Annotated in this window: 25 protein-coding genes and 4 tRNA genes; 2 read left to right on the top strand and 27 right to left on the bottom strand. The window is 43.2% G+C overall.

Features of this window, described 5'->3' with window-relative positions; all coding sequences use genetic code 11:
• Positions 1-138: 138 nt before the first annotated feature.
• From A7K50_RS08020 to A7K50_RS14035, 17 genes are all read right to left on the bottom strand, one after another.
• A complete protein-coding gene (locus A7K50_RS08020) occupies positions 139-1419 on the bottom strand; it encodes a M14 family zinc carboxypeptidase (protein WP_119775463.1) in 1281 nt (426 codons plus the stop codon).
• Between the two features lie 134 nt (positions 1420-1553).
• Positions 1554-1629: transfer RNA gene (locus A7K50_RS08015), tRNA-Phe, on the bottom strand.
• A gap of 45 nt (positions 1630-1674) precedes the next feature.
• A tRNA-Glu gene (locus A7K50_RS08010) sits at positions 1675-1750 on the bottom strand.
• Positions 1751-1984: 234 nt separating this feature from the next.
• Positions 1985-2060 (bottom strand) — tRNA-Lys (locus tag A7K50_RS08005).
• Between the two features lie 131 nt (positions 2061-2191).
• Complete coding sequence (locus A7K50_RS08000) at positions 2192-3475, bottom strand: adenylosuccinate synthase (RefSeq protein WP_119775462.1); 1284 nt, start codon at positions 3473-3475, stop codon at positions 2192-2194.
• Positions 3476-3637: 162 nt separating this feature from the next.
• Complete coding sequence (dnaB, locus tag A7K50_RS07995; RefSeq protein ID WP_119775460.1) at positions 3638-4966, bottom strand: replicative DNA helicase; 1329 nt, start codon at positions 4964-4966, stop codon at positions 3638-3640.
• Positions 4967-4985: 19 nt separating this feature from the next.
• Positions 4986-6902 carry a Lon family ATP-dependent protease gene (gene lonC, locus A7K50_RS07990; RefSeq protein ID WP_119775458.1) on the bottom strand — a complete coding sequence of 639 codons (1917 nt, stop codon included), beginning with the start codon at positions 6900-6902 and terminating at the stop codon, positions 4986-4988.
• Positions 6903-6935: 33 nt separating this feature from the next.
• Positions 6936-7382, bottom strand: coding sequence for a 50S ribosomal protein L9 (rplI, locus tag A7K50_RS07985; RefSeq protein WP_119775457.1), 447 nt, complete (start codon positions 7380-7382; stop codon positions 6936-6938).
• The gene (locus A7K50_RS07980) at positions 7379-8326 is read right to left on the bottom strand and encodes a DUF2232 domain-containing protein (RefSeq protein ID WP_119775455.1); all 948 of its coding nucleotides are present in this window, start codon (positions 8324-8326) and stop codon (positions 7379-7381) included. The genes rplI and A7K50_RS07980 overlap by 4 nt, the downstream gene beginning before the upstream one ends.
• 15 nt (positions 8327-8341) lie before the next feature.
• On the bottom strand, positions 8342-8665 hold the full coding sequence (locus A7K50_RS07975) for a MazG-like family protein (RefSeq protein ID WP_015044995.1): 324 nt from the start codon (positions 8663-8665) through the stop codon (positions 8342-8344).
• A gap of 151 nt (positions 8666-8816) precedes the next feature.
• Complete coding sequence (gene rpsR / locus A7K50_RS07970) at positions 8817-9062, bottom strand: 30S ribosomal protein S18 (RefSeq protein WP_119775454.1); 246 nt, start codon at positions 9060-9062, stop codon at positions 8817-8819.
• A 20-nt stretch (positions 9063-9082) separates the two neighbouring features.
• Entirely contained in the window at positions 9083-9487 is a 405-nt protein-coding gene (gene ssb, locus A7K50_RS07965; RefSeq protein ID WP_119775452.1) for a single-stranded DNA-binding protein, read from the bottom strand.
• Positions 9488-9506: 19 nt separating this feature from the next.
• Positions 9507-9791 (bottom strand): 30S ribosomal protein S6, encoded by a 285-nt coding sequence (gene rpsF, locus A7K50_RS07960; RefSeq protein WP_119775451.1) that lies wholly within the window; start codon positions 9789-9791, stop codon positions 9507-9509.
• 153 nt (positions 9792-9944) lie between these two features.
• On the bottom strand, positions 9945-11045 hold the full coding sequence (ychF, locus tag A7K50_RS07955) for a redox-regulated ATPase YchF (protein WP_119775449.1): 1101 nt from the start codon (positions 11043-11045) through the stop codon (positions 9945-9947).
• A gap of 27 nt (positions 11046-11072) precedes the next feature.
• Positions 11073-11276: a DUF951 domain-containing protein gene (locus tag A7K50_RS07950; RefSeq protein ID WP_119775447.1), complete on the bottom strand. Its 204-nt coding sequence runs from the start codon at positions 11274-11276 to the stop codon at positions 11073-11075.
• Positions 11277-11294: 18 nt separating this feature from the next.
• On the bottom strand, positions 11295-11960 hold the full coding sequence (locus tag A7K50_RS07945) for a CvpA family protein (protein WP_119775445.1): 666 nt from the start codon (positions 11958-11960) through the stop codon (positions 11295-11297).
• 21 nt (positions 11961-11981) lie between these two features.
• Positions 11982-12079: transfer RNA gene (locus A7K50_RS14035), tRNA-Sec, on the bottom strand.
• A gap of 564 nt (positions 12080-12643) precedes the next feature.
• Here A7K50_RS14035 and A7K50_RS07940 point away from each other — a divergent pair.
• Positions 12644-12859 carry a sulfurtransferase TusA family protein gene (locus A7K50_RS07940; protein ID WP_119775444.1) on the top strand — a complete coding sequence of 72 codons (216 nt, stop codon included), beginning with the start codon at positions 12644-12646 and terminating at the stop codon, positions 12857-12859.
• Here A7K50_RS07940 and selB read toward each other — a convergent pair.
• Entirely contained in the window at positions 12856-14769 is a 1914-nt protein-coding gene (gene selB / locus A7K50_RS07935) for a selenocysteine-specific translation elongation factor (protein WP_119775442.1), read from the bottom strand. The genes A7K50_RS07940 and selB overlap by 4 nt on opposite strands.
• 363 nt (positions 14770-15132) lie before the next feature.
• On the opposite strand from selB, the gene yyaC reads away from it, so the two are divergent.
• Positions 15133-15702, top strand: coding sequence for a spore protease YyaC (gene yyaC / locus A7K50_RS07930; protein ID WP_119775440.1), 570 nt, complete (start codon positions 15133-15135; stop codon positions 15700-15702).
• Between the two features lie 2 nt (positions 15703-15704).
• On the opposite strand, the gene A7K50_RS07925 is transcribed toward yyaC, so the two are convergent.
• The 9 genes from A7K50_RS07925 to yidD form a co-directional block, all read right to left on the bottom strand.
• Positions 15705-16214: a DUF4446 family protein gene (locus A7K50_RS07925; RefSeq protein ID WP_119775439.1), complete on the bottom strand. Its 510-nt coding sequence runs from the start codon at positions 16212-16214 to the stop codon at positions 15705-15707.
• A 51-nt stretch (positions 16215-16265) separates the two neighbouring features.
• Entirely contained in the window at positions 16266-17123 is an 858-nt protein-coding gene (locus A7K50_RS07920; protein WP_119775437.1) for a ParB/RepB/Spo0J family partition protein, read from the bottom strand.
• Entirely contained in the window at positions 17116-17877 is a 762-nt protein-coding gene (locus A7K50_RS07915; RefSeq protein ID WP_119775435.1) for a ParA family protein, read from the bottom strand. The genes A7K50_RS07920 and A7K50_RS07915 overlap by 8 nt, the downstream gene beginning before the upstream one ends.
• A gap of 344 nt (positions 17878-18221) precedes the next feature.
• Positions 18222-18977 carry a 16S rRNA (guanine(527)-N(7))-methyltransferase RsmG gene (gene rsmG / locus A7K50_RS07910; RefSeq protein WP_119775434.1) on the bottom strand — a complete coding sequence of 252 codons (756 nt, stop codon included), beginning with the start codon at positions 18975-18977 and terminating at the stop codon, positions 18222-18224.
• Entirely contained in the window at positions 18970-20877 is a 1908-nt protein-coding gene (gene mnmG / locus A7K50_RS07905) for a tRNA uridine-5-carboxymethylaminomethyl(34) synthesis enzyme MnmG (protein ID WP_119775940.1), read from the bottom strand. The genes rsmG and mnmG overlap by 8 nt, the downstream gene beginning before the upstream one ends.
• 7 nt (positions 20878-20884) lie before the next feature.
• Positions 20885-22264: a tRNA uridine-5-carboxymethylaminomethyl(34) synthesis GTPase MnmE gene (gene mnmE, locus A7K50_RS07900; RefSeq protein ID WP_119775432.1), complete on the bottom strand. Its 1380-nt coding sequence runs from the start codon at positions 22262-22264 to the stop codon at positions 20885-20887.
• 92 nt (positions 22265-22356) lie between these two features.
• Positions 22357-22998 carry an RNA-binding cell elongation regulator Jag/EloR gene (jag, locus tag A7K50_RS07895; protein ID WP_119775430.1) on the bottom strand — a complete coding sequence of 214 codons (642 nt, stop codon included), beginning with the start codon at positions 22996-22998 and terminating at the stop codon, positions 22357-22359.
• Positions 22999-23010: 12 nt separating this feature from the next.
• Positions 23011-23730, bottom strand: a complete 720-nt coding sequence (locus A7K50_RS07890; protein ID WP_119775429.1) for a YidC/Oxa1 family membrane protein insertase — start codon at positions 23728-23730, stop codon at positions 23011-23013.
• An 11-nt stretch (positions 23731-23741) separates the two neighbouring features.
• Complete coding sequence (gene yidD, locus A7K50_RS07885; protein ID WP_207666499.1) at positions 23742-23951, bottom strand: membrane protein insertion efficiency factor YidD; 210 nt, start codon at positions 23949-23951, stop codon at positions 23742-23744.
• Between the last annotated feature and the right edge of the window lies 1 nt (position 23952).

The raw sequence follows: 23952 nt of genomic DNA, 5'->3' as shown, positions 1-23952 counted from the left end.
TAAGTTTAATTTTTACAATTTCGACGATATTACTAGCTCAGTTGACTCTACCCCAATTTGGTGCAGGCTTTATTTTAAGGTTAATACACTTTTAGGTACTCCTACACTACCAGTTTCAGCACTTTGTCATCCTTTTTCTTAGCCCACAGTAGCAAGTGCCGCCAGTAACAACATTCCCTCATTTTCCCGATAGATTTGCGCGAATTGGGAAATCGGCAGGGGATTTCGGCCAAATCCAACCTCAACCGTATAGCCCGGTCTCCGGTACTTTTCAATAAACCAATCCTTATAGCCTGCATACAATGTTATTCCGGTCGCTTCTTCCAGCACATAGCCACTTTTTTCTGCCAAACTGAGTGCAATTTGCCGGTCCCTAGCCGAAGCCAGACCTCTGTAATTCCAGTAGATCACCCTGCCTTGGCTGTGGTAGGCCAGGACAAGTCTAAAATTATGATTTCTCGTAAAATCTGCAACTGCTTTGGATTCAGGTTCGGATTCCGGTCCTGTCCCTGAAAATCTGGTCGGGCCAGGCCCGGTTATTCCGTGACTGGCTTCCGCTTGTTTCGACAACTGCCAGGATGCATCATAATTGTGGTTTAGATCTACGCCACGAATATTGGCCTGCCAGACCTGGCCAAAATTTATTCGGCCTTCATTCCATTTTAGAAGAGATGTGTAGAATGGATGATTTATCCGAAGTCCGTTTAAGACCAGATCAATACCATCTGGATTCACCATAGGGATTAAATAAATTGAACTTTGACCCCATATCTCTCTTATGTTGTATCCCCTGACCGAAGTTCCATCCACATAGTTTTTTAGATAGTTTTCACAGAACTTCATCAGCACAACTGTCGTAATCCATTCCAGTGAATGATGTGACGCATTATAAAATACCTGATTCGGTCCATTACCCAGCCTCAGATAGTAAAGATTCCGTCCCATAATACTTTTTCCGGCAACCCCAGTTTCCAAGAAAGGATAGCGTTTCTGTAACCCGGCAATATCCCGCTGCAAGATTTCGTAGGTGTAATTGAGGTTTGTATCGACAATATCAAAAGCATAGGGCACGGTCAACTGTTGTCCTGCTCTTATATTGTCAGAACTGATCCCGGGATTTGCTGCTAAAAGCCGCTTAGTATTGATTTTATAACGGTTGGCAATCTGGTACAATGTATCTCCCGCAGCAACTGTAACCATGATGTAGCCGTTCAATAACGGCAGAAGCTTTTGATACGTGATTGGACCAATGATTCCATCTGCTTGGAGACCACTGGCTGCCTGAAACTGTTCGACCACTTGCTCTGTATTGTTTCCGAATACCCCGTCTACCGTCCCCGGATCGTAGCCCAGCTTTTTGAGCAAAGCCTGAACTTCCATCACATCGTTTCCTCTGACTCCAATCTTAAGTACGCGCACCTAAATCCCCCCATCTATGTTCGTTGTTATAATCTATGGGGATCCATCCGAAAGGATGTGTGTAAAGTTGCGGCAAAAACAAAAACGAGTCCTTAACAGCAAAAACCGTTAATAACTCGCTTTACAGGAGCGTATGGTGCCTCAGGACGGAATCGAACCGCCGACACGAGGATTTTCAGTCCTCTGCTCTACCGACTGAGCTACCGAGGCGTGATCGATTACCAATCTATCGAAACTCAGCTTAATTTAAAAATATGGTGACCCGTACGGGATTCGAACCCGTGTTACCGCCGTGAAAGGGCGGTGTCTTAGGCCGCTTGACCAACGGGCCATAGGCGATACATTTGTGAACCATCTATAATGGTTTCACCCAATTTTTTTGCTCATGTTTCTGTATTATACAGATAACACGACAAATAGTAAAGAACTTTTTTAAATTTTTTAAAATTTTTTATTTTAAAGATAGTGTATCCTTCAATTGCCGGTATTACATTATACTGTATGGTATTTTGATGGGTAATAAAAAAGCTTGCATCCGTTAAGACACAAGCGTTTTATCGAGTTTTGGTGAGCCATCCGCGACTCGAACGCGGGACACCCTGATTAAAAGTCAGGTGCTCTACCGACTGAGCTAATGGCCCAGGCCACAATTCATGATTTTATCATTTCAGTCCCCGGACTGTCAAGTAAAACTTTAATAACCCTTGACATCCAAGATACCAGGCGTTAATGTGGAAAAATTAAAGTACATTCAGATTCATTATCAAAATCCTTAAAAGATATTACCCCGCGTAATCGTTTGATTGCGGCCAGGCCCGACAGCGAGCATGGTAACTGGAACCCCGGTCAGCTCTTCCAAGCGGTGGATATAATTCTTGGCCTGCTCCGGCAGCTGGCTATATTCGCTGATCTCCGTCAGATCTTCCTGCCAGCCCGGCATTTCTTCATAGATCGCTTCACATTCGGAGAGGACTTTCAAACTTTGCGGGAAATCATGAAGAACTTCACCTTTGTAGCGATAAGCTGTACATATCTTTAACGTGTCCATTCCTGTCAGGACATCCAGTTTGGTAAACGCAAAATCAGAAATGCCGCTGATCCGCACCGCATAACGGGTAATGACAGCGTCCAGCCAGCCACAGCGCCGCGGCCGTCCGGTTGTTGTCCCATACTCTCCGCCTTTTTCCCGGATAAGTTCCCCTGTTTGGCAGGTCAATTCCGTTGGGAAAGGTCCTTCGCCGACCCTGGTCGTATAGGCTTTAACAACCCCGACAACCTTGTTGATCCGGGTTGGTCCTACTCCTGCACCAATGCAGGCTCCGCCGGCTATAGGGTTGGAAGAAGTTACATAAGGATACGTTCCATGGTCCAAATCCAAAAGTGTTCCCTGAGCGCCTTCAAACAAGACCTTTTTCCCGTCACTTAAGAAATGGTTGATTTCAAGGGAAGAATCACGGACATAAGGCCGGATCCTCTCCGCATATTCCAGGCATTCCTGAAGCACAGCTTCATAGCTAAGTGCTTCCTGTCCATACACCTTTGTAATCAGCAGATTTTTTTCTTTAAGGCTATATTGCAGCTTCGCTGTCAGCTCGTCTTTATCTAGGAAATCCAATACCCTGATTCCGGTACGGGAAGCTTTATCCTTGTAAGCCGGGCCGATACCGCGTTTGGTTGTTCCAATTTTTTGGTCTCCCTTATACTCTTCCTCTAGGACATCAAGAATACGATGGTAGGGCATGATCACATGGGCATTACCGCTAATTCTAAGGTTGTCTGTACTTACGCCCTTGTCTTTGAGATAATCAAGTTCTTCAATCAACACCTTCGGGTCAATAACCAGGCCATTGCCAATTACGCAGACCTTTTCCGGATAAAAGATCCCTGAAGGGATCAGATGGAGTTTATAAGTCTCCTTATTAATTACAACTGTATGTCCGGCGTTATTTCCTCCTTGATATCTGACTACCATATCGGCTTTTTCGGCCAAAAAGTCCGTTATTTTACCTTTTCCTTCATCACCCCACTGGGTTCCGATCAGAATGACTGCTGCCAATGCAAATCCCCCATTTCCATCATGACTTCAACCCAAACTTCATCTTAACAACGATCACCCCTGTTGTCAATAAAATCCGAACATTTGCTGTATTCCTACGCTAAATGTTCGAATATTTAATACAATCAAATATAAGCAATAATTTTAATTAACGATCGTGCATTAACCATAATTCTTATCGAGGTTAACAAATTTCGTAAATTCCTTCAGATACCCAAGCTCAACTGTACCTACAGGACCATTGCGGTGCTTGGCAATAATAATCTCAGCAATACCTTTTTTCTCCGAATCAGAGTGATAGTATTCATCCCTGTAAATAAAGGAAATAAGATCGGCATCAGCCTCGATTGATCCGGATTCCAGAAGGTCGGACATCAGTGGCCGCTTGTCCTGACGCTGCTCAACGCCACGGTTAAGCTGAGACAGGGCAATAACCGGCACGGATAGTTCACGTGCAACGCCTTTTAAGCCTCTGGAAATCTGGGCGACTTCCTGCTGGCGACTTTCTACCTTCTTGCCGACGGTCATTAACTGTAGATAATCAATAATGATCAGCCCAAGTCCTTGTTCCATTTTTAATCTTCTGGCTTTAGACCGAAGCTCTGCCAGGGATATCCCAACGGTATCATCAATAAAGATTGGTGCTTCAGACAGCGGACCTACAGCCTGGGTAAGCTTTGGCCAGTCTGAATCCAATAGTTCACCGGTCCTAACCCGCTGCTGATCTACCATCGCTTCAGAACAAAGAATACGCTGGACAAGCTGCTCTTTGGACATTTCCAGGCTGAATAACGCTACAGGAACCTTAGATTTCACCGCAGCATTCTGTGCCATATTTAAGACAAGTGCCGTTTTGCCCATCGATGGTCTGGCGGCAATAATGACTAGGTCGGAAGCCTGCCAGCCGGAAGTGATTCGGTCCAACTCCCGAAAATGGGTCGGGACTCCTGTCAGGTTCCCTTTATTGGAATAGAGGTATTCGATCTTGTCAAATGTTTTCAGGAGAATGCTGCGGATTGTAACAAAACCTTCCTTAGACTGTCTTTGAGAGATTTCAACAATCAGTCTTTCGGCTTCCTCCAATAAACTAAGGGCTTCTTCCCCCGCTTCGTACCCTTTTTCTTCAATGTAGCCGGCAATGCGGATCAGCTGACGGAGCAGGGCTTTCTCCGCCACAATCCGGGCATAATGTTCCACGTTGGCCGCTGAAGGCACAGATCCGGCAATCTGAGAGATCGTTCCAATTCCCCCGATGCTCTCCAGCCTGCCTGACTGCCTTAAGTTCTCAGCCACTGTAACCAGATCAACAGGATCCCCTTTTTCGAAGATATCCCTGATGATCAGATAAATATTTTTATGGTTATCGCGGTAGAAATCCTCCGGGCGTAAAATCTCGAATACAGTACTGCCCTTCTGGGGATCGAGCATTAGTGCGCCCAGAACAGCCTGTTCAGCCTCAAGATTATGGGGAGGAACTTTCAAAAGTTCCATGCTCATTTCTCCTCGTTTGTTAGGCTTGTGCAATTTTTATAGCTTCCTCTATATTTTCAACAGCAAGGACTTCAATTCCTTTTAATCCAGGAGGAACTTCTGCGCGATTTTCCGTCGGAATGATCACTGTTTTTACTCCGGCCTGTTTGGCCCCAAATATTTTTTCGTAAATGCCGCCAATCGGTTTGACTTTTCCCTGGATTGAGATTTCACCGGTGACGGCTACATCTCCTCTCAGGGGCTGTTCCTTCAAGGCGCTGTAAATCGCCATGGTCGTGGCAAGTCCGGCTGAGGGGCCGTCTATTCTGCCACCACCAACCACATTGACATGGAGGTCATAGTTCTTCAAATCTTCTCCTGTTAGGCTCCGGATTACAGCTGCGGCATTAAACACTGCGTCCCTGGCCATTGAACCTGCCGTCTCATTAAAGCGGATGCTTCCTTTGCCGGTCTCTCCGTTGAATACTTTCACCTCAATCTCCAAAACCGAGCCAAGGAATCCCGATACCCCCAGTCCAAGTATTCTGCCGGTTTCCTTGCTAGAGGTTACACGTTTTTGAACGAAAGGAGTCAGTCTAGCTGACCTGAGCACTTCTCTGACATCGTCTTTTGAAATTAGAACTTCCTTTTTGCCGGGATTCCTAAACCTTGCCAGACCATACGCATCCAAAAGGATGCTGTTCGCTTTTCGTCCCTCAATCATATATTCACTGATAATTTCCGGTACATTTTCTTCCAACTTGACATTCAGTTTCAAAGCTGCCTGTCTGATGATATGGGTAATATGAGCCGGTTCCAAAGGCTCAAAATAGACTTCGGCACAGCGGGAACGCAAGGCCGGATTCAGATCCTGTGGTTCTCTCGTAGTGGCCCCAATCAGTACAAAATCCGCGGGAACACCTTCATCAAAAATTTTTTTAATATATAAAGGAATTTGGGGATCATGAGGATCATAATAGGAGGACTCAAAATGAACCCGCTTATCTTCCAGGACCTTCAGCAGCTTATTCAGCAACGTTGGATCCATCTCTCCAATTTCATCGATAAACAAAACACCGGTATGAGCATCGTTTACCAAGCCCAGTTTGGGCTCGGGGATACCAGTCTCAGCCAGATCTCTTTTCGCACCCTGATAAATCGGATCATGAACTGAACCAAGCAAAGGATTGGTGACATCCCGCAGATCCCAGCGCAGCGTCGTACCGTCGACTTCAATAAACGGTGCATCCTTACTGAAAGGCGAATCCGGAAAGTTTTTGACGGTTTCCAGCGCAACCCTGGCTGCTGATGTTTTGCCGACTCCCGGTGGACCATAAATCAGGATGTGCTGGGGGAAAGGCGTCGCAAGCTTTGCAAGCAGGGCCTGCAAGGCACTTTCCTGTCCGATAATTTCTTCCGGGGTCTGCGGTCTCAGGATTTCAATTGCAGAAGATACCGGCTTTGTTGCTTTCATCTTTTCCAGCTGCGCAAGCTTTCGAAGTGTTTGCGCATTCTCAGGACCTCCGGTCTCTTTCAGAACTTGGGTCTTGATCTCTTTGATATATTCTTCATGCCGCTCCTGCATTTTCTCGGCAACCGCCTGATTTAAACGGTCTTCTACAGAACGCTTCGCGACCGTCTCTGCGATCTGCTCTTCAACCTCCGTCAAAATTGCCGGGATATCTTGCAGGTTTGGCGCCGGTTTGTCCGTTGGATCATCGTTGACAAGCTTTTGCAAGCCCAAGACACGTTCCTCGATCTTGTCAGAACGCATCAGGGTAAGGGCCTCAAGCTTGCTCGCTTTTAAAATCAATTTATCTGTCCCGTATAGATTGGAAAGCACGACATACAGCGCGTCTATCTCCAATTTTAACTGTCCGTCCGCAATCTCCGCAGTATATTTTTCGTGACTTTCCTGCCCCTCTTGCTGTAAAAATTTCTTAAATAAGCCTTTCACGCTGGTCACATCCTTGTGCTTTACTCTTCGGTCTTACTGGGCTTCTATCTTTATCTTCAGCCTCGCTGTTACTTCAGAATGGAGCTTTACTGTAGTCTGATATTCTCCCAATCCTTTGATTGGTTCCTTGACTTCAATTTTTCTTTTATCTAGTTTGAGTTGATATTCCTTTTCCAATACCTCGGCAATCTCTTTATTCGTTACCGAACCGAATAAACGGCCTTTTTCACCGACTTTCACTTTGACAATGATATCCATGTTCTCGATTTTTTGGGAAAGATCCAGCGCCTCTTGTTTTTCTCTCTGTTTGCGCAGTTCTTCCTGTTTTTGTTTATGCGCCAGATCCTGAACATTTCCCTGAGTTGCCTCAACCGCGAGTCCGCGCGGGATCAGAAAATTACGGGCATAGCCATCCGTGACTTCGCATACTTTACCCTTTTTGCCGAGCGCCTTGACATCTTCTTTTAATATTACCTTCACGGTTTCTGTTCCTCCATTTTTTCGGGGATCTTTCGAAAATTAAATACTAAATCAAAAAGCCCCGTAAATATTAAACATATGAAAAAGAATGATGAAACGAAAGCCACCATAATTACAATAATCCAGATCAGCAGATGAGAAAACTTCAAGCCTTTGATCAAATAAGCCAGGCAGGACAGCCCAATAATACTGGTTATCAAAGCTGTAACGGCCATCACATTCATACCGGTTATTCTCAGAATACTATTGGCAAAGTAGTCTCCACCCAAATAGGCAGAAATTCCAATAATCGCTAACCACACCGCATACCAGGGCATTCTCCATAAAGAAAAAGGTTTAGGTTTGTTTCCGAAAGAAAATATCCTGAAAAACAGGTAAACCAGTCCAACCTCAAGCATCGCAAATATCCCGGAAAAAGCAGGCATTAATTGATAGTAGACCGGAACCATGGTCCGGAGAGTGCTTTCGAATTGCTCAGTTGAAATCCCCTGCTCCTGAAAAGCACTAAACAGGCCTTGCTGCTCATAGAACTGGAGAACTGTAACAATATTCTTTTCCAGATTCTCCGGCTGAAGAGCCTGACTGACTGCAGGAATTACCGGTAACGCCCCGATAAGTGCAGCCAGCAGTAAACTCCAGAATATACTCTGACTGGTAGAGAACCCTTTTTCTTTTAAGATAACCAGCAAAATTCCTGCCCAGGGAGTAAATCCGATCAAGGAGATTCCACTGGTTCCAACTGGAATAAAAGATAAAATATAACCAATTCCTAAAAAAAATGCCGTGTTTCGGCAGCCGGAACTTCTGGTCTGAAATAACACGAAAAAAATCAATAATACCTCGACCATCCAGCTCCAGTAGTCAAATAAAGACGCAAGTAAGGGAAGAAATAACATGATCAACCTGGAACCATACCGAAGTGCATCCTTATCACTTATAACCATTTAATTTTCTCCTGTTCAGTCTTCCTCGGGAACAAGATAACCAAGCAAAAGACTCAGGTCACCCCATTCAGTTTCGAGACTAAGGAAATCTTCCCGCTGCCACCGGGACATTTTATTAAACAAAACCCTATCCAAACGGGAATAATCAAAGCCAAGCCTGCGGGTAAGCAAATAACTTAAACCAACCAGTCCGGCCATACTATCGAGAAGCTGTTCCTGGGAAGCACTTAAAGTCCCCTGCTGGACCAGCCACTGAGCTTTGAGAAGCTCTACTTTTAATTCCTCTATGGCTTTCGAGGATTTTACGATATCAATATTGATCGCAGCAACAGACTCCACGGCAATTACCTCCTGCAAAAAAGTAATGTAAGATTTCGCGAAATCAAGCTGAAACTCCTTCTTCTACTTTTCCCCAGAACAAAGAAAACTTGCCCTGTTGCCTAAATTAAGAAAATGAAACAAAGAAAGGGAGCCTTGCTCCCTTTCTTTACTAGTCGATAATGTAGGGCAGCAACGCGATGCTGCGAGCCCGTTTAACGGCAATCGTGACTTGCCTCTGGTGTTTGGCGCAATTGCCTGAGATTCTACGGGGCAGAATTTTGCCTCTCTCAGTAATATATTTACGTAATTTTTGTGTATCCTTGTAGTCGATGCTCTCAACTTTATCAACACAAAAGCTGCATACTCTTTTACGCGGACGGCGTCCCCGTTCCTTTTTTACGGCAGCGTTTGCCACTGAACGCTCCTCCCTTCAAACTAAAATGGTATATCATCATCTAGACTAACTTCATGTGCAAAAGAACCAAAATCATTTTGAGCTGAAGATGATCCGGCATTATTGTCTTTGGGACTTAAAAATCTGACGTTTTCTCCCAAGACCTCTGTCACCCATCTTTTTTGCCCATCCTGACCATCATAAGAGCGAACCTGAATCCTGCCATCTACTGCAGCCAGTCTTCCTTTCGCCAAATAATTCGCGCAGAGTTCAGCTAACTGGCGGAAAACAACGCATGGAATAAAATCCGTTTCTTTCTCGCCCTGACTATTCTTGTAATTCCTGTCGACGGCTAGCGTAAAAGATGCAACAGCTACACCGTTTGGTGTATAGCGCAACTCAGGGTCTTTCGTTAATCGCCCGATAAGTACTACACGATTCAACAATCTTAACCCCTCCGCATTGTTATTCCTTCTTGGTTGTCATAAACCGGATCACAGCATCAGAAATTTTCATCAGCCTTTCCAGTTCATCAACCGTACGTGCTTCACCGTTGAAGTTCATCAGGACATAAACACCTTCATTGAACTTCTTAACCTCGTAAGCCAGGCGTCTTTTACCCCAAACCTCAACCTTGAGGTCTGTACCACCATTGGCATTGACGATCTCTTCAAATTTTTGAATATTCGCTTTTGAAGCCTCATCATCGAGATCCGGTCTTATAATGTACATCACTTCGTACGCTTGCATAAATGCACCTCCCCTCGGACTAAATGGCCCCACCTCGAGTGTGGAGCAGGGTTATTATGCTACAAGATGACATTATAACATTTCCTTATGCTATTTGCAAATAGCGTAATCTTGCTAATCTGCTAATCTTGAGGACTTTTATTTAGACGTTATTTAGACATTAAATCTGAAATGCATAATATCGCCGTCCTGAACGATATAATCTTTGCCCTCTAAACGAATCAGGCCCTTGTCCCTGGCCCCATTCAGACCGCGATTCTCCATAAAATGTTCATATTTGACAACCTCGGCCCGAATAAAGCCCCGCTCAAAGTCGGAATGAATCGTACCCGCCGCCTGAGGCGCTTTGGTTTCCCGACGAATCGTCCAAGCCTTTACTTCTTTAGGACCTGCCGTAAAGAAAGTTATCAGTCCAAGCAGCTTGAACGCGCTCCTTATCAGCCGATCAAGCCCAGATTCCGCGAGCCCGAGTTCCTCCATAAAGATTTCTTTCTCTTCTTCTTCAAGTTCTGCTATTTCTGCTTCAATCTTGGCGCAAACAGGAATGACTTCAGCATTCTCGAGTCTGGCTATTTCCTGTACCTTTTGGACATTGGCGTTATTTTCCCCGTTGGAAGCTTCTGTTTCAGAAACATTCGCGGCATAAATCACCGGTCTCAGGGTCAACAGACTGACACAGTTCAGCAATTCTTTTTCTTCTTCAGAGAAACCAGCCAAATTAGCCGGTATCCCCTGGTCAAATTTTTTCATGAGCTTTTCCAATACCTCAGCTTCGAATTTGGCCTTCTTATCTCCGGATCTGATCATTCCGACCAGCTTGGCCTGACGGCGGTATACGGTTTCCATATCTGCCAGGATCAATTCCATCCGGATCGTTTCAATATCCCGTCCCGGGTCAATTTTGCCTTCGACGTGAACAACGTTATCATCTTCAAAACAGCGTACAACATGAACAATGGCATCCACTTCCCGGATATGGGAAAGAAATTGGTTGCCCAGTCCTTCACCTTTACTTGCACCCCTTACCAGACCGGCAATATCGACAAATTCGACAACTGCCGGAACTATTTGCTGCGGATTCACAATTTCAGCCAGTGCTTTTAACCGAAAATCCGGTACCTGTACAATTCCGACATTCGGATCAATCGTACAGAATGGGTAATTGGCCGATTCTGCTCCGGCTTTCGTTATCGCATTAAATAGTGTTGACTTGCCGACATTGGGCAGCCCAACTATTCCTACATGCAGAGACATGTTTTTCCCCCTCAAATTCTTGTTAAATCAGTCCAAGATCCCCTGACTGTTTTTTGCCGTCAAGATCTCTTTAATATTCCTTTCAAGCTTTGCCCTGGTTATCCAAGTCTGATGCCCACATTTCAGACATTCGATCCTAAAATCCATACCTGTTCTCATGATCTTAAATTCTGTATTGCCGCAGGGATGAGACTTTTTGAGCCTGACAATATCTCCTACATTAAGATCCATAGTTGTTCAACCTCTCTTTCAAACCAGCCCATTCAGCAAAGGTATAGAATCCAAAGGATTATTCAGAATATCCCCTGCAAAAACATAAATCCCTGATAAAATCATACCATATCCCTGCATAAACCAAGGATAAAGCAAGGAGCTACCCGTCTTAAGCAATCCAGAGTCACCGGTGCTTAACAACGGTGAAAACAACCCCAGGACCAGAGAAATCACGAGAAAGGTACTCAGCAAACCAAAAAGCAGTCCTCCCCCTCTATTGATAAAACTTAAGTTTTTTGCTATAGGGGTAATGACCAAAGCTATAATAAGATTAATAATACATGCTGCCAAAATAAACAAAAGCAGGACAGCCCCAATCTTCAGGACATAATCTGTCAAAACAGGTGTAGCCTGACCAATCATGGATTGCCTGATGCTGTCAGCGGCACCGTAGGCATCTGTCCCGGATACTTTGCTTTCAGCAATTTTGGTCAAAAAATCTCCGATTTTGGGCTCCAGTTTTGCTTCAAGCCCTAAAACAGGTTCCAATAGATTCAGAAATGGTTTGTGAAAAAAAACCGCAATGCCTATCGCAGCAATCTTCCCGATAAATCTTGATAAACCGGTAATAAGGCCTTTCCGAAAACCGGTTATGCCTCCCAAAACCAGCAGCGCCAGCATTACATAATCAAATGTATTCACGCTACCTCTCCTTTACAGGAATGGCGGGGATATGTGCGAATCGAACACACCTCGGAACGTTCTGCGCCCCGACACACGGATTTGAAGTCCGGGAACGACACCAGCCGCTATATATCCCCAAGACCTTTTAGAGTCTGCTGAATCATTTTAACACTTTATGCTTCGAATGTGAATCTTTGTCTTATTCTTTAGCAATTCTTTGTACGCGCTTAAAAACATTTTTCTTATACATCCAAATATATTATAATATTTACACTCAAATACTAATAAGAATATTAATGTCTTTATTCATTAATATTTACATGCAAATATATTTGCGCTTTATGGTTTTATTAAAGTACTACTGACCTTAAAATCCATCAGGCAATACAATTAAAAAGCTTGTATATGAACGTAATATACTGCTGCAGACCTGGACGTCGTACTGAATTCAATAAGCAATATAAATACAGATAATCTTATATATTATTTATATGATTATTTACATGTGTAATTACACTTTATTTTCATGCATATTTGCATGCATTTCATAATGCAGCTATTAAAATATAACTATTAATTTTCGTAAAAATATTGTGCATATATCAAGCATATTATATTATCTTTAATTCAAAATTATATGATATTGTTGAAATTTCCGCTTATGGTACAATAGGATAGAACGTAAAAGGAGGCTAAATCTTATGAAACTTGTTGATGCCAGAGGATATACCTGTCCAGAACCCGTGATTTTTACCAAAAGAGCTTTAGTGGATGATCCTTCAGAAATCATGATCATTGTCGATAATGAGACATCCAAAATTAACGTTGAACGGTTTTTGAGAGTTGCCGGATATCGGGTCGAAGTTGATCTTAAGCGGCCAAATCAATATTCTCTGAAGGGAATAAAGAAAGCTTAGCCTGGATTTTGGGTAAATCCTGGTTTTATCCTGATATCTCCGTTTCTTTCCGTAACATGAGTTGAATCAAAATATTCCAGTAGAGGCACCGCAAATTTACGACTAGTTTGCCAGCAGTCCCGTGCTTCAGAAACCGTAATCTGTCCATTTTCTTGTAGGTGCTTTTCCAATATAATTTTAGCTTTTTCTATTGCACTTGCTGCAATATAAAATTCTCCTATCTGTTTCCAGATGTTATTTGTTTTAAGATATTCGGCATATTCCGAAAATTTTGCAGCGGGTACGCCGCATTCTACAACCGCAGTTTCCTGCCCCGGAGGATTTAGCCCGGTCTTTTCCCAGATTTTTTGCAAAGCGTCAAGCTTCTGCCTGATATCCTCAGGCAGCTCGATTTCAGATGCTGCCTGAACCAGACTACTGCTTAGCCTAAAATACTGATGATCTGCTCCCCATTCCAAAATCAACTGCCAGCGTTTATGAGAGACAGCCGTTTTAAGAATTTTTTTTAATTCCTCTCTGCCTATTCCTCCGCGCAGCGGATATGTCTTTTGATATTTCATTGCTGCCGCATTTACTTTAAGAGCCCATTCCTCTGCTGTACTTTTAAGCCAGAATAATGATAATCCATCCTCAGATAAGATCACAACAGTCTGGTCATCCTTGAGATGATCCAAAGCCAGCTGAACTTCTTCCTGCCCAAGAGCAGACTTTTTCCTGACTTCATCAGAAGATAAAGGGATAGTAAGCTCTTTTTTTATTTGATCAGTTAAGCCACCTTCTGCTTTAGACTGAAATTCGGTTATGACCTTTTCCCGAAAACGTTTTTGTTTGGCGGCAGCCAGGCTCAGTACAACTCCTCCGCCGATTGTCGCGACAGGTGAATAATACCTAATTACAAACCGGTCCCCTTTCGCTGCGACAACCGGTTCCTCCAGAATGATTTGGGCAAACCCTTTCTCCCCGGGGACCAATTCTTCTTGGGCCAGAAGATGAACCCGCCCCAGCGTTTCGGCCGTTCCTAAATGAAAATGTATCCTCTGCCTTTGTTTGATCGTTCTTTGTTCCGACGCGAGGTTAAACAACTCTACGTCTAAAATTTGTCCTGCGTTGTAATATCCGGGATCAACAAGGCTTGCCCCCTTAGGAATATCACTTACAGCCAGTCCTGCTATATTTATCGCAACCCGCTGTCCGGCATAAGCCTCGGAGACCTGTTCACCATGAACCTGAATATTTCTAATTTTCACGGCTTGTCCTCCCGGTTCCAGGCATACTTCCTGTCCCTTCTGAATCGTCCCTGTGTTTAAAGTCCCTGTAACCACTGTTCCAAACCCCCGAATCGTAAAAACTCTATCAATCGGCATTCTTGACGGAAGATCCGAACGTTTCCCTTCAGTTGTTTGGAGTACAGTCATAATTGTCTGCAGTAACTCCGAAATTCCCTGGCCAGTAACAGAAGATACTTTGCAGTACGGAGCATCCCGCAAAAAACTGTCTTGGAGTTTTTCTCTGGTATCCAGTTCAATCATGGAAAGCCATTCCTGATCGACAAGGTCAATTTTTGTGAATACAACAATTCCTTTCTCTACATTTAACATGTTCAATATATCCAGATGTTCCTGGGTTTGAGGCATTACGCCTTCATCGGCAGCAATAATCAACAGAACAATATCCATTCCGCTCGCACCGGCTAACATTTGGCGGACAAATTTTTCATGACCAGGTACATCAATAATTCCTGCTTTGCGGCCGTCTGGAAGCGTCAGATAAGCAAACCCCAGCTCGATCGAAATTCCTCTTTCCTTCTCTTCTTTAAGCCGATCCGTGCTTATACCTGTCAAGGTTTGAATAAGGTGGGTTTTTCCATGATCTACATGGCCTGCTGTTCCAATAATTAGATATCTTTCCATAGCTAATACCTGAAGTACAGGTCAACCCCATATTTTGATTATAGCGTTGACATGGTACTTATACCTTATATTTTATTGCGGATATTCCCGACTCTATTATAATATGGGTTTAGATTTTTTCATATTCTGATTCTGATTCTGATTTGTTACGCATAATTATTACTGATTGTGGAAATACTAGCAAAGTATTCTAAATATTATTTTGTATGTAGACTCACATAAACAACCATATAATCGGCAATGCCATGGATGAAAAGGATCTGCCGAAAAGCAGTATTGTGGCCCACAGATTTACCCTAACAAAATAATTTGCATCTTATTTTGCAGCGACTCTATTTCATTTAACCTCCGGAGGTATCCGCATTGAACCCATTGCCAGGGATTAAGGAAAAAGAATATCTGCGTGCCCATTACACAGACCGTCCCGGCCTTTATCTGCTTCAGTTAAGGTTGAAAGAATATCTGAAAGCTGCGGCCGGTAGACCAGTGGTTCTATTATGTATAGGAACGGACCGTTCTACCGGCGATTCCCTGGGACCTTTAACCGGTACAAAACTAGATGGAAAAGGTCTTTCAGGATTAACGGTTATCGGAACGCTTGAAAAGCCTGTTCATGCAGAAAACCTTGACTCCACCCTGAAAAACTTGTTTGCCAAGTATTACAATCCCTATATTATTGCCCTGGATGCCTGCCTGGGTCAACTTGACTCCGTCGGCTACATCAGTCTGGCAGAAGGCCCTTTGAAGCCTGGAGCGGCCGTAAAAAAAGAACTGCCGGAGGTAGGAGAAATCCATCTTACCGGCATCGTCAATATCAACGGTTTTATGCAATACATGGTGCTGCAAAACACCAGATTGAGTATCGTATGGCAAATGTCTGAAGTACTATGTAATTTGTTCCAGCGGACTTACTTCTTGTTGAATCAATCGTAATTTTAAATATTTAGCTCATTCCTCAAGGCTTTTTCAATAGCAAGCTTTTCCTCGGGGCTAAGTTTTGCATTGGCCTGCCCTTTTTCGATCCCTTTGGCATAGATTCTGCATTCTTCAACACTATGGATTCCTGTAAGGACGACACCGGTCTTTTCCTGATTCAGTAAAGCAAGGGCAAAACTCAGGTCGGCGCCCATATTTTCAAAAGAATTAAACCGAACCAGTTCCGCGCGGTCAATTCCGCTGCGAACTTTATCTTCGGTAAGTTTAAGCCTCTGTCCATGCTCTAAAGCAACACGGCTTAATTCAGCAACTTCTTTTAAATTGGTACTCAGCAGTTCTTCCAGCTGTATTCCGGATAAAAATGTCTGCAGGCTGATATAGGCTTTTTCAAATTTACTCATACGTACTCGGAGAGCATTGGTCATAATAATCGCAATCACGGTAACGATCAATGCTACAAAAGATACTATCAAAACGACAATCATCTCGGGTTCCAAAACAGTAAACAAAAAGATTCCCCCTATAAAATGTAAATGATAATATGTTCCACGTGGAACATATTAAATTTCAATCTCCCACCGTTCTAAAAGCCGGTTAAGTTCATCCCGAGAATAATAGTTAATCTCAATTTTTCCTTTTTCTTCACTTCCTGATACAGCTACCTTCGTCTGAAAACTGTGTTGTAATTTTTCTTCAATATCATTTAAAGAACTATATCTCTTATTTTTCGGTGTCTTTATAGCATTTTTGGCAGGCTGCACTTTCTTTTCACTATTCTGAACAATCATTTCCGTTTCCCTTACAGATAATAATCCCTCAACAGCCCGTTTCGCGAGAGAAATCTGCTGCTCTTTATTGTCTAAAGAAAGTATCACCTTGGCATGTCCTAAAGAAATTGCTTCTTTATTAATCAGTTCTAAAACTTCAGCAGGCAGCTGTATAATTCGAAGTAAGTTGGCTACAGTAGGCCTGCCTTTACCAACGCGTTTGGCAACCTGTTCCTGAGTCAATCCATAATCCTGAATTAAGCGTGCATATGCAAGGCCTTCTTCTACAGGAGATAAGTTCGCACGCTGAATATTTTCAATTAAAGCCTTTTCCGTCATTTCCTGCTCAGTACAGTCTCTCACAATACAGTTAATCCTATCGTTCCCTGCAAGCTGTGTAGCCCGGAAACGTCTCTCTCCCGCGATAATGATGTATCTGCTTCCTTCAGGCTTTACAAGGATAGGCTGCAGCAATCCATGTTCTTGGATGGAGTCCGCAAGCTCTTGTAGTTTTTCGCGGTCAAACTCCCGTCTCGGCTGGCTAGGATTTGGTACAATATCCGCCAGCATTATTTCTTTAATTTCACTGCTTTCCGTTTCTCTTTCTGTAATCAAAGCACCAAGCCCGCGGCCTAAACCTTTTTTAGACACGTTCCAAGACCTCCTCGGCTAAATCTCGATATACTTCAGCTCCACGCGACTTGCTATCGTATAGAATGATCGGCTGACCATGGCTTGGGGCTTCACTTAACCGAACATTCCGGGGAATAATGGTCCTGAAGACTTTATCTCTAAAATATTTCTTGACCTCATCGACAACCTGAATTGATAAATTTGTCCTCGCATCAAACATGGTCAAAAGTACGCCTATAATTTCAAGGTCTCTATTAATAGAACGTTTGACCTTATCAAGCGTATTGACCAGTAAACTTAAACCTTCCAGCGCATAATACTCACATTGAATAGGAATTAGAACATCTGTTGCAGCACAAAGCGCATTCAACGTAAGAAGTCCGAGGGAAGGGGGACAATCAATAATAATAAAATCATATTCGTCCTTTATTTCCTGCAAAGAGGTTGCAAGCTTTCCTTCGCGGTACAGCTGGGAGACCAGTTCGATCTCTGCACCGGCCAACTCAATACGGGCAGGTGCAACCTTTAAGTTTTTCAACTCGGTATCGGCAATCACACTTCGAATGTTTTCTTCATTGATAATTACATCATAAATGCAACGGGACAACCGATGTTTCATAATACCACAACCACTGGTGGCATTTCCCTGTGGATCAAGATCAACAAGAAGAACTTTCTTCCCTTTCTCAACCAGACTGGAGGAGAGATTCACAGCAGTCGTTGTTTTGGCGACTCCACCTTTTTGATTTGCTATAGCAATAATTCTTGCCAATTTTGTATCTCCTTCCTCACAGACTTGATCAACGAGTACCTAGTCAACCTAAAATAATACAATGACAAGCAGCATTTTTTATAAGACAAGGCATTGAGCTAAAAGACTACGCCGTATTACATAAAATATACCGACAGGATAGATAAGATATAAGGTTAACATGGAACTTGGCCTGTAAAAAATTATTTATATCATTATACTACAAAATTATACTATAAAATGTTTAAAAAAAGCCACTTATTTAATCATTCTTGATCATTTCAGCAGGATGATCACTTAAAAAGCTGACTGAAATATCCATCCAATCATTCTTTATAAAGGTTCTTTCCCATAATAAAACAATATCAGAGAGGGGTTTTTTTTGGTTTTCCAGCTTGACGTGGATACTGAGCAGGTGTGTTCAATATTTTTTTAATTATAATCAAAGAACGGTTATCCGCGCCTTCTGCCAATGAATATTTTTCGACATGCTCAACTTCACAGTTTAGGATACGCAAAGCGTTCTGAGCCAAAGTTATTTCATTTTCAGGATTAATGCCCTTCGCTGCAATAAATCTTCCGCCAACTTTCAGCAAAGGAGTTGCATATTCAAGCAGTACCGGCAACTTCGCAACTGCTCTAGCCACCGTAATATCAAATCGCTGCCGGTATGCCTTGCTACTGCCAATATCTTCAGCTCGTGCATGGCAGGTTTCGACTTTCAAGCTAAGGCTATCACAGACCTCCTGCAGAAAATGAATTCTCTTGGCTAGCGCATCGACAAGCACAAGTCTAATCTGCGGCAACAGTATCTTAATAGGAATACCCGGAAATCCAGCTCCGGTACCAAGATCCGCAATAACAATTTGTCCATTAGGACAATAATGCATTATCCACTTGACAAACACCAAAGAATCTAGATAATGCTTAATCACCATTTCTGCCGGATCAGTAATGGCTGTTAAGTTCATTTGTTCGTTCCTCTGGAGTAACAGTACTGTATATTGTTCAAATTTTTCAAGATGTTCGGCCGAAAGCTCCAGACTCAGGACATCCCGGGCTTTATTGTGCAAGATGCTAAGCGTTTCCTTAAGATTCACTTCCATAAATTGGTCATTCATAAGAAATACTCCTCCGGCTTTGTTCCAGATAAATCAATAAAACCGAAATATCTGCAGGACTCACTCCGCTGATTCTCGATGCCTGTCCGACGTTGATCGGCTGCACGCCGTTAAGCCGCTGTCTGGCTTCATTGGATAGACCTTTGATTCTCAAATAATCCAGATTAACAGGCAAAACTTTTTCTTCAAGTTTGATAAATCGGTTTACTTCTTCCTGTTGCTTCTGAATGTACCCTTCATATTTAATTTGGATCAACGCTTCTTCTAATACTTCAGCATCATACGCTTCCATCTCCGGCATAAAACGTGGAAGCAAGTCCGGCATAATTTCCGGCCTCTTCATAAGTTCCTCTGCTTTTATTCCACTTCGGAGCGGAGTAGACCCTGCCTGGATCAGCAATTCTTGAATATCTGCACTGGCTGGAGAAAATGTGATGGTCTTCCATTGCTGAAAGATCTCCTCCAGATTGTTCAGCTTGTGCTCAAAAATCTGCCACCTGTCATCTGCAACTAGTCCTAGCTTTTTTCCCTTTTCAGTCAAACGCAGATCAGCGTTGTCCTGGCGTAGAATCAAACGGTATTCTGCTCTTGAGGTCAGGAGCCTATACGGCTCACAAATCTCTTTATTGACCAGGTCATCAATCAGTACACCGAGATATCCGTCGGAACGCTTCAAAATGAAAGGTTCTCGGCGTAAAGCTTTAAGCGCTGCGTTAATTCCCGCCATTAAGCCCTGCCCGGCTGCTTCCTCATACCCGGATGTTCCGTTAAGCTGTCCCGCTGTAAAGAGTCCCGGGAGATTTCGTACTTCCAGCGTCAAAGAGAGCTGATACGGTTTGACATAATCGTATTCAATCGCATATCCGGGCCGCAGAATCTGAACATTTTCTAAGCCGGGAATGCTACGGAAAAACATATGCTGGATTTCTTCCGGCAGGCTGGTTGACATCCCCGCAACATATAATTCCTCACTGTCTTTTCCTTCTGGTTCAAGAAAAAGCTGATGGGCCTGCCGCTGCGCAAAACGCACAACCTTATCTTCAATAGAAGGACAATACCTCGGGCCAACGCCTTCCACCACGCCAGTATAAAGCGGCGCACGATGCAGATTATCGCGGATGATGCCATGAGTTGTTTCCGTCGTGTAGCCTAGCCAGCAAGGAAGCTGATTTTCCGGGTTATTTCCCCAAAAGATCCTTCTAGTCGGCATAAACGAAAAATTTTTTGGCTCGCTGTCACCCGGCTGAATTACGAACTTAGAGAAATCTACTGAGCTCTTCAGAATCCGGGGAGGCGTTCCGGTTTTAAACCGGCCAAGTTCTATACCGTGCAGCTTCAGATCTTCAGACAGGGATCCTGAGGTAATCTCTCCGGCCGGTCCGCCTTCATAAAGCGCTTCTCCAATTATTATCCTGCTTTTGAGGTATGTTCCGCCCGTCAGAACAATACTGTCTGCCTCAAAGATTGCCCCTGTACGCGTGACAACACCTTTAAGTTTATCCCCATCAAAATGAAGCCGCTCGACCAAAGCCTGAATCAAGGTGAGCTTGGCCTGATTGTATAGGTTGCTTAACATTCGATGATGATAAGCTTTTTTATCCGATTGTACTCTTAATGCATGGACAGCCGGACCTTTACCCGTATTAAGCAGCCTGGCCTGAAGTGCTGTCTCATCAGCAACAATTCCCATCTGACCACCTAACGCATCAATCTCCCGTACCAGATGGCCTTTCGCCGGACCACCTACGGATGGATTGCACGGCATATGCGCAACTTTATCTAGATTAATCGTAAGCAACAGCGTATCACATCCCATACGGGCAGAGGCGAGAGCAGCCTCACATCCGGCATGTCCCGCCCCGACAACAATCACATCATATTTTCCAGCAAAATAATCCACAATTAACCTACTTTCCAATACAGAATCGGGAAAAAATATTATTTAACAACTCTTCCTGAACCTGATGCCCCGTAATCGAAGAGATTTCTTCAAGGGCTGAACGGACATCGATCGATACCAAATCAAATGGGACATTTGCATAGACAGCTTCAAGTGCTTTTTCCAGAGAGTGAATGCAATTTTCCAGAGCTTGAATTTGACGGATATTTGATAATAAAGGATCAATTGTGACGAAGATCTCTCCTTCAAAAACTCTTTTTAGGATTTCCGTTTCTAGTTCAGCAAAGCCAATCCTGTTTTTTACAGAAAACGGCAGTGCAAAAACTTCAGGAGGCAGAAAAGTATCGTTAAATTCATAAGAAGATAAAAGATCAATTTTATTAATTAAAACAATCGTTTTATTGGCGTATTCCTCAAGAATTATTTTTTCTTCGTTCGTGAGCCTCCCAGAACGGATCTCGGAGGCATCGAGCAAGAGCAGAATGACATCTGCCATGTTAAGCGCTTTCCAAGCTCTCTCAATGCCAATTGTTTCGACAGGATCATCACTTTCTCGGATTCCGGCAGTATCGGTAAGGTGAAGCAGTACTTCACCAATTTTGATATATTCATGAATCTCATCCCGGGTTGTTCCCGGAATATCTGTGACAATCGCCCTTTCTTCACGCAAAAGTGCATTCAGCAGACTGGATTTTCCAACATTCGGTCTACCAGCAATTACCGCGGAAAGACCTTCCCTGATAATTTTACCGGTTTTACTCCCTTTGAAAATTTCTATAGAATTTTCTTTAGCATTTAATATTTTTTCAGACAGTTCTTTCAGTGCCAAATCGTCAATTTCATCTTCAGGAAAATCAATGGTTGCTTCAATATAGGATAGGATATCCAAAATATCCTGTCTCACTTCATTAATTCTGGAGGACAATCTACCTCCGAGCTGAAGTAAAGCCAAGTCCGCAGACAACTCTGTCCTAGAGGAAATCAAGTCAATCAACGCTTCGGCCTGAACAAGATCTATTTTCCCATTCAGAAAAGCCCTTTTGCTGAATTCACCGGGTTCTGCCAAGCGCGCTCCCTGCCGGAGACAGGCTTCAATAATCCTTCTTGCCGGTATCAATCCACCATGACAGTTTATTTCATAGACATCCTCACCTGTAAAAGAACGAGGTCCTTTCATCCTGCTGATCAGGACTTGATCAAGCTGCATCGCACCATCATAAAAGTCTCCCAAATGAAGCGTAAATGTTGTATCGGACAGCCATTTATCCTGATGGACGGGACAAAAACAAACATCCAATATTTTTTGGGCTTGCTTTCCGCTTAAACGGATAACATGAATGGCCCCTTCTCCGGCCGGTGTAGCCAAGCCAACAATCGTATCATCCATTTTTCTCAACTCCAGAAATAGTAAGACATTCTATCTCAAAATAATAAACCTTTTTGATAGAAAAGTAAAAGGGGTTGCCCCCTTCTACATTATTATTCCTTTTCAATATGATTCCGTTTTAAAGCAATGACAACTCTTCGGTGAGGCTCTTCCCCTTCACTGAAAGTCGTTACTTTCCATTCATTTTGAAGGGCCGTATGAATAATTCGCCGTTCTTGAGGACTCATCGGTTCTAAAACAATTCTATTGCCGCTTTTCTTAACCTTTTCAGCCAGTCTTTTGGCAAGAACAATCAGCGTTTCTTCCCGGCGCTTCCGATAACCCTCAATATCAATTACGATTCTCGTCTTATTAGACAGTTTTTTTGCGACGGCTAAGTTTGTTAGAAATTGTATGGATTCCAAAGTATCCCCTCTGCGACCAATCAGTATGCCAAGATCAAGACCGGTGATATTTATTTTGACCTGTTCGTCACGGTTAACTACCTCGAAGTCGGCATCGACGGACATTGCCTGGGTCAACCCTTTGAGAAATTCACAGGCCAGTGCTCCTGGATCATCCTCATAACTAATTCTGACCCTAGCCATTTTGCTGCCAAAAAGTCCAAGAAGTCCTTTTTTTCCCGGTTCTTCCAACACTTGAATAGTAACCTGATCTCTGCTGACACCAAGTTCGGCTAATCCCAATTCAATAGCCTCTTCAACCGTTTTTGCAGTTTTATCTGCAACCTTCATTCGTGTACCTCCTCAGTCAACAGAGGCTCCTTTTTTCTCTGCCGACAACTTCTTATTGATATAGACAGTTTGCAGGATCGACACAATGTTCATCGTTATAAGATAAAAACCTAAACCAGAAGGAAGCGTAATTACGATATAAGCCATAAAGAATGGCATGACATACAACATCATTTTCTGAGTTTGTTCGGCAGTGGCCTCAGCTGTATCCTTTTTCGCACCAGGCTGACTCTTAGTGGGGCTTGTTGCCATCGAGACTTTAGTCATTAAGAAAGACGTCACCCCAGCAAGAATCGGTAAGATTAAATGATAGGACAATTGAAAGCCGTATGCCTGAGTAATATTGAAACCTAAAAACCAGACACTGGCATCATTTCCGTAAGGGAAATTCGCCAACGTTCTATAAAATATCCACAAGATAGGAAGCTGTACTAAAATCGGCAAGCACCCCGAATAAGGATTAACTTTTTCTTCATTATACAGTTCCATGATCTTCTGATTTAGCTTCTGCTTGTCATTGGCATACTTTTTCTGCAGCACTTTCATTTTGGGCTGCAAATCCGTCATTTTGCGCATAGACTGCATTTGCTTCCAGGTCAATGGGTAAAGAACAATCTTAATGATGATGGTAAAGATGATAATTGCCATACCCCAATATGGCAATCCGATCATGGACGAGAGATCGAACAACCACTTTAAGATCCCGGCCATTCCCTGATAAACGATATCCACAAGAACCCTCCTTAAACTGGGTCATATCCGCCGGGATGAAAAGGGTGGCACTTGACAACCCGAATTAACAATTTCCCAATCCCTTTGATGATCCCGTACTTTTTAATTGCTTGAATCGCATAATCCGAACATGTAGGATAAAATCTGCAGGTTCGTCCTTTCAGAGGTGAAATAAATCGTTGATAGAAAACGATGATGGAAACAAAAACCGTTTCCATGATT

Source organism: Dehalobacter sp. MCB1 (assembly GCF_003590275.1).
Lineage (GTDB): Bacteria > Bacillota > Desulfitobacteriia > Desulfitobacteriales > Syntrophobotulaceae > Dehalobacter.
This window is presented reverse-complemented; position numbering and strand designations above follow the sequence as displayed.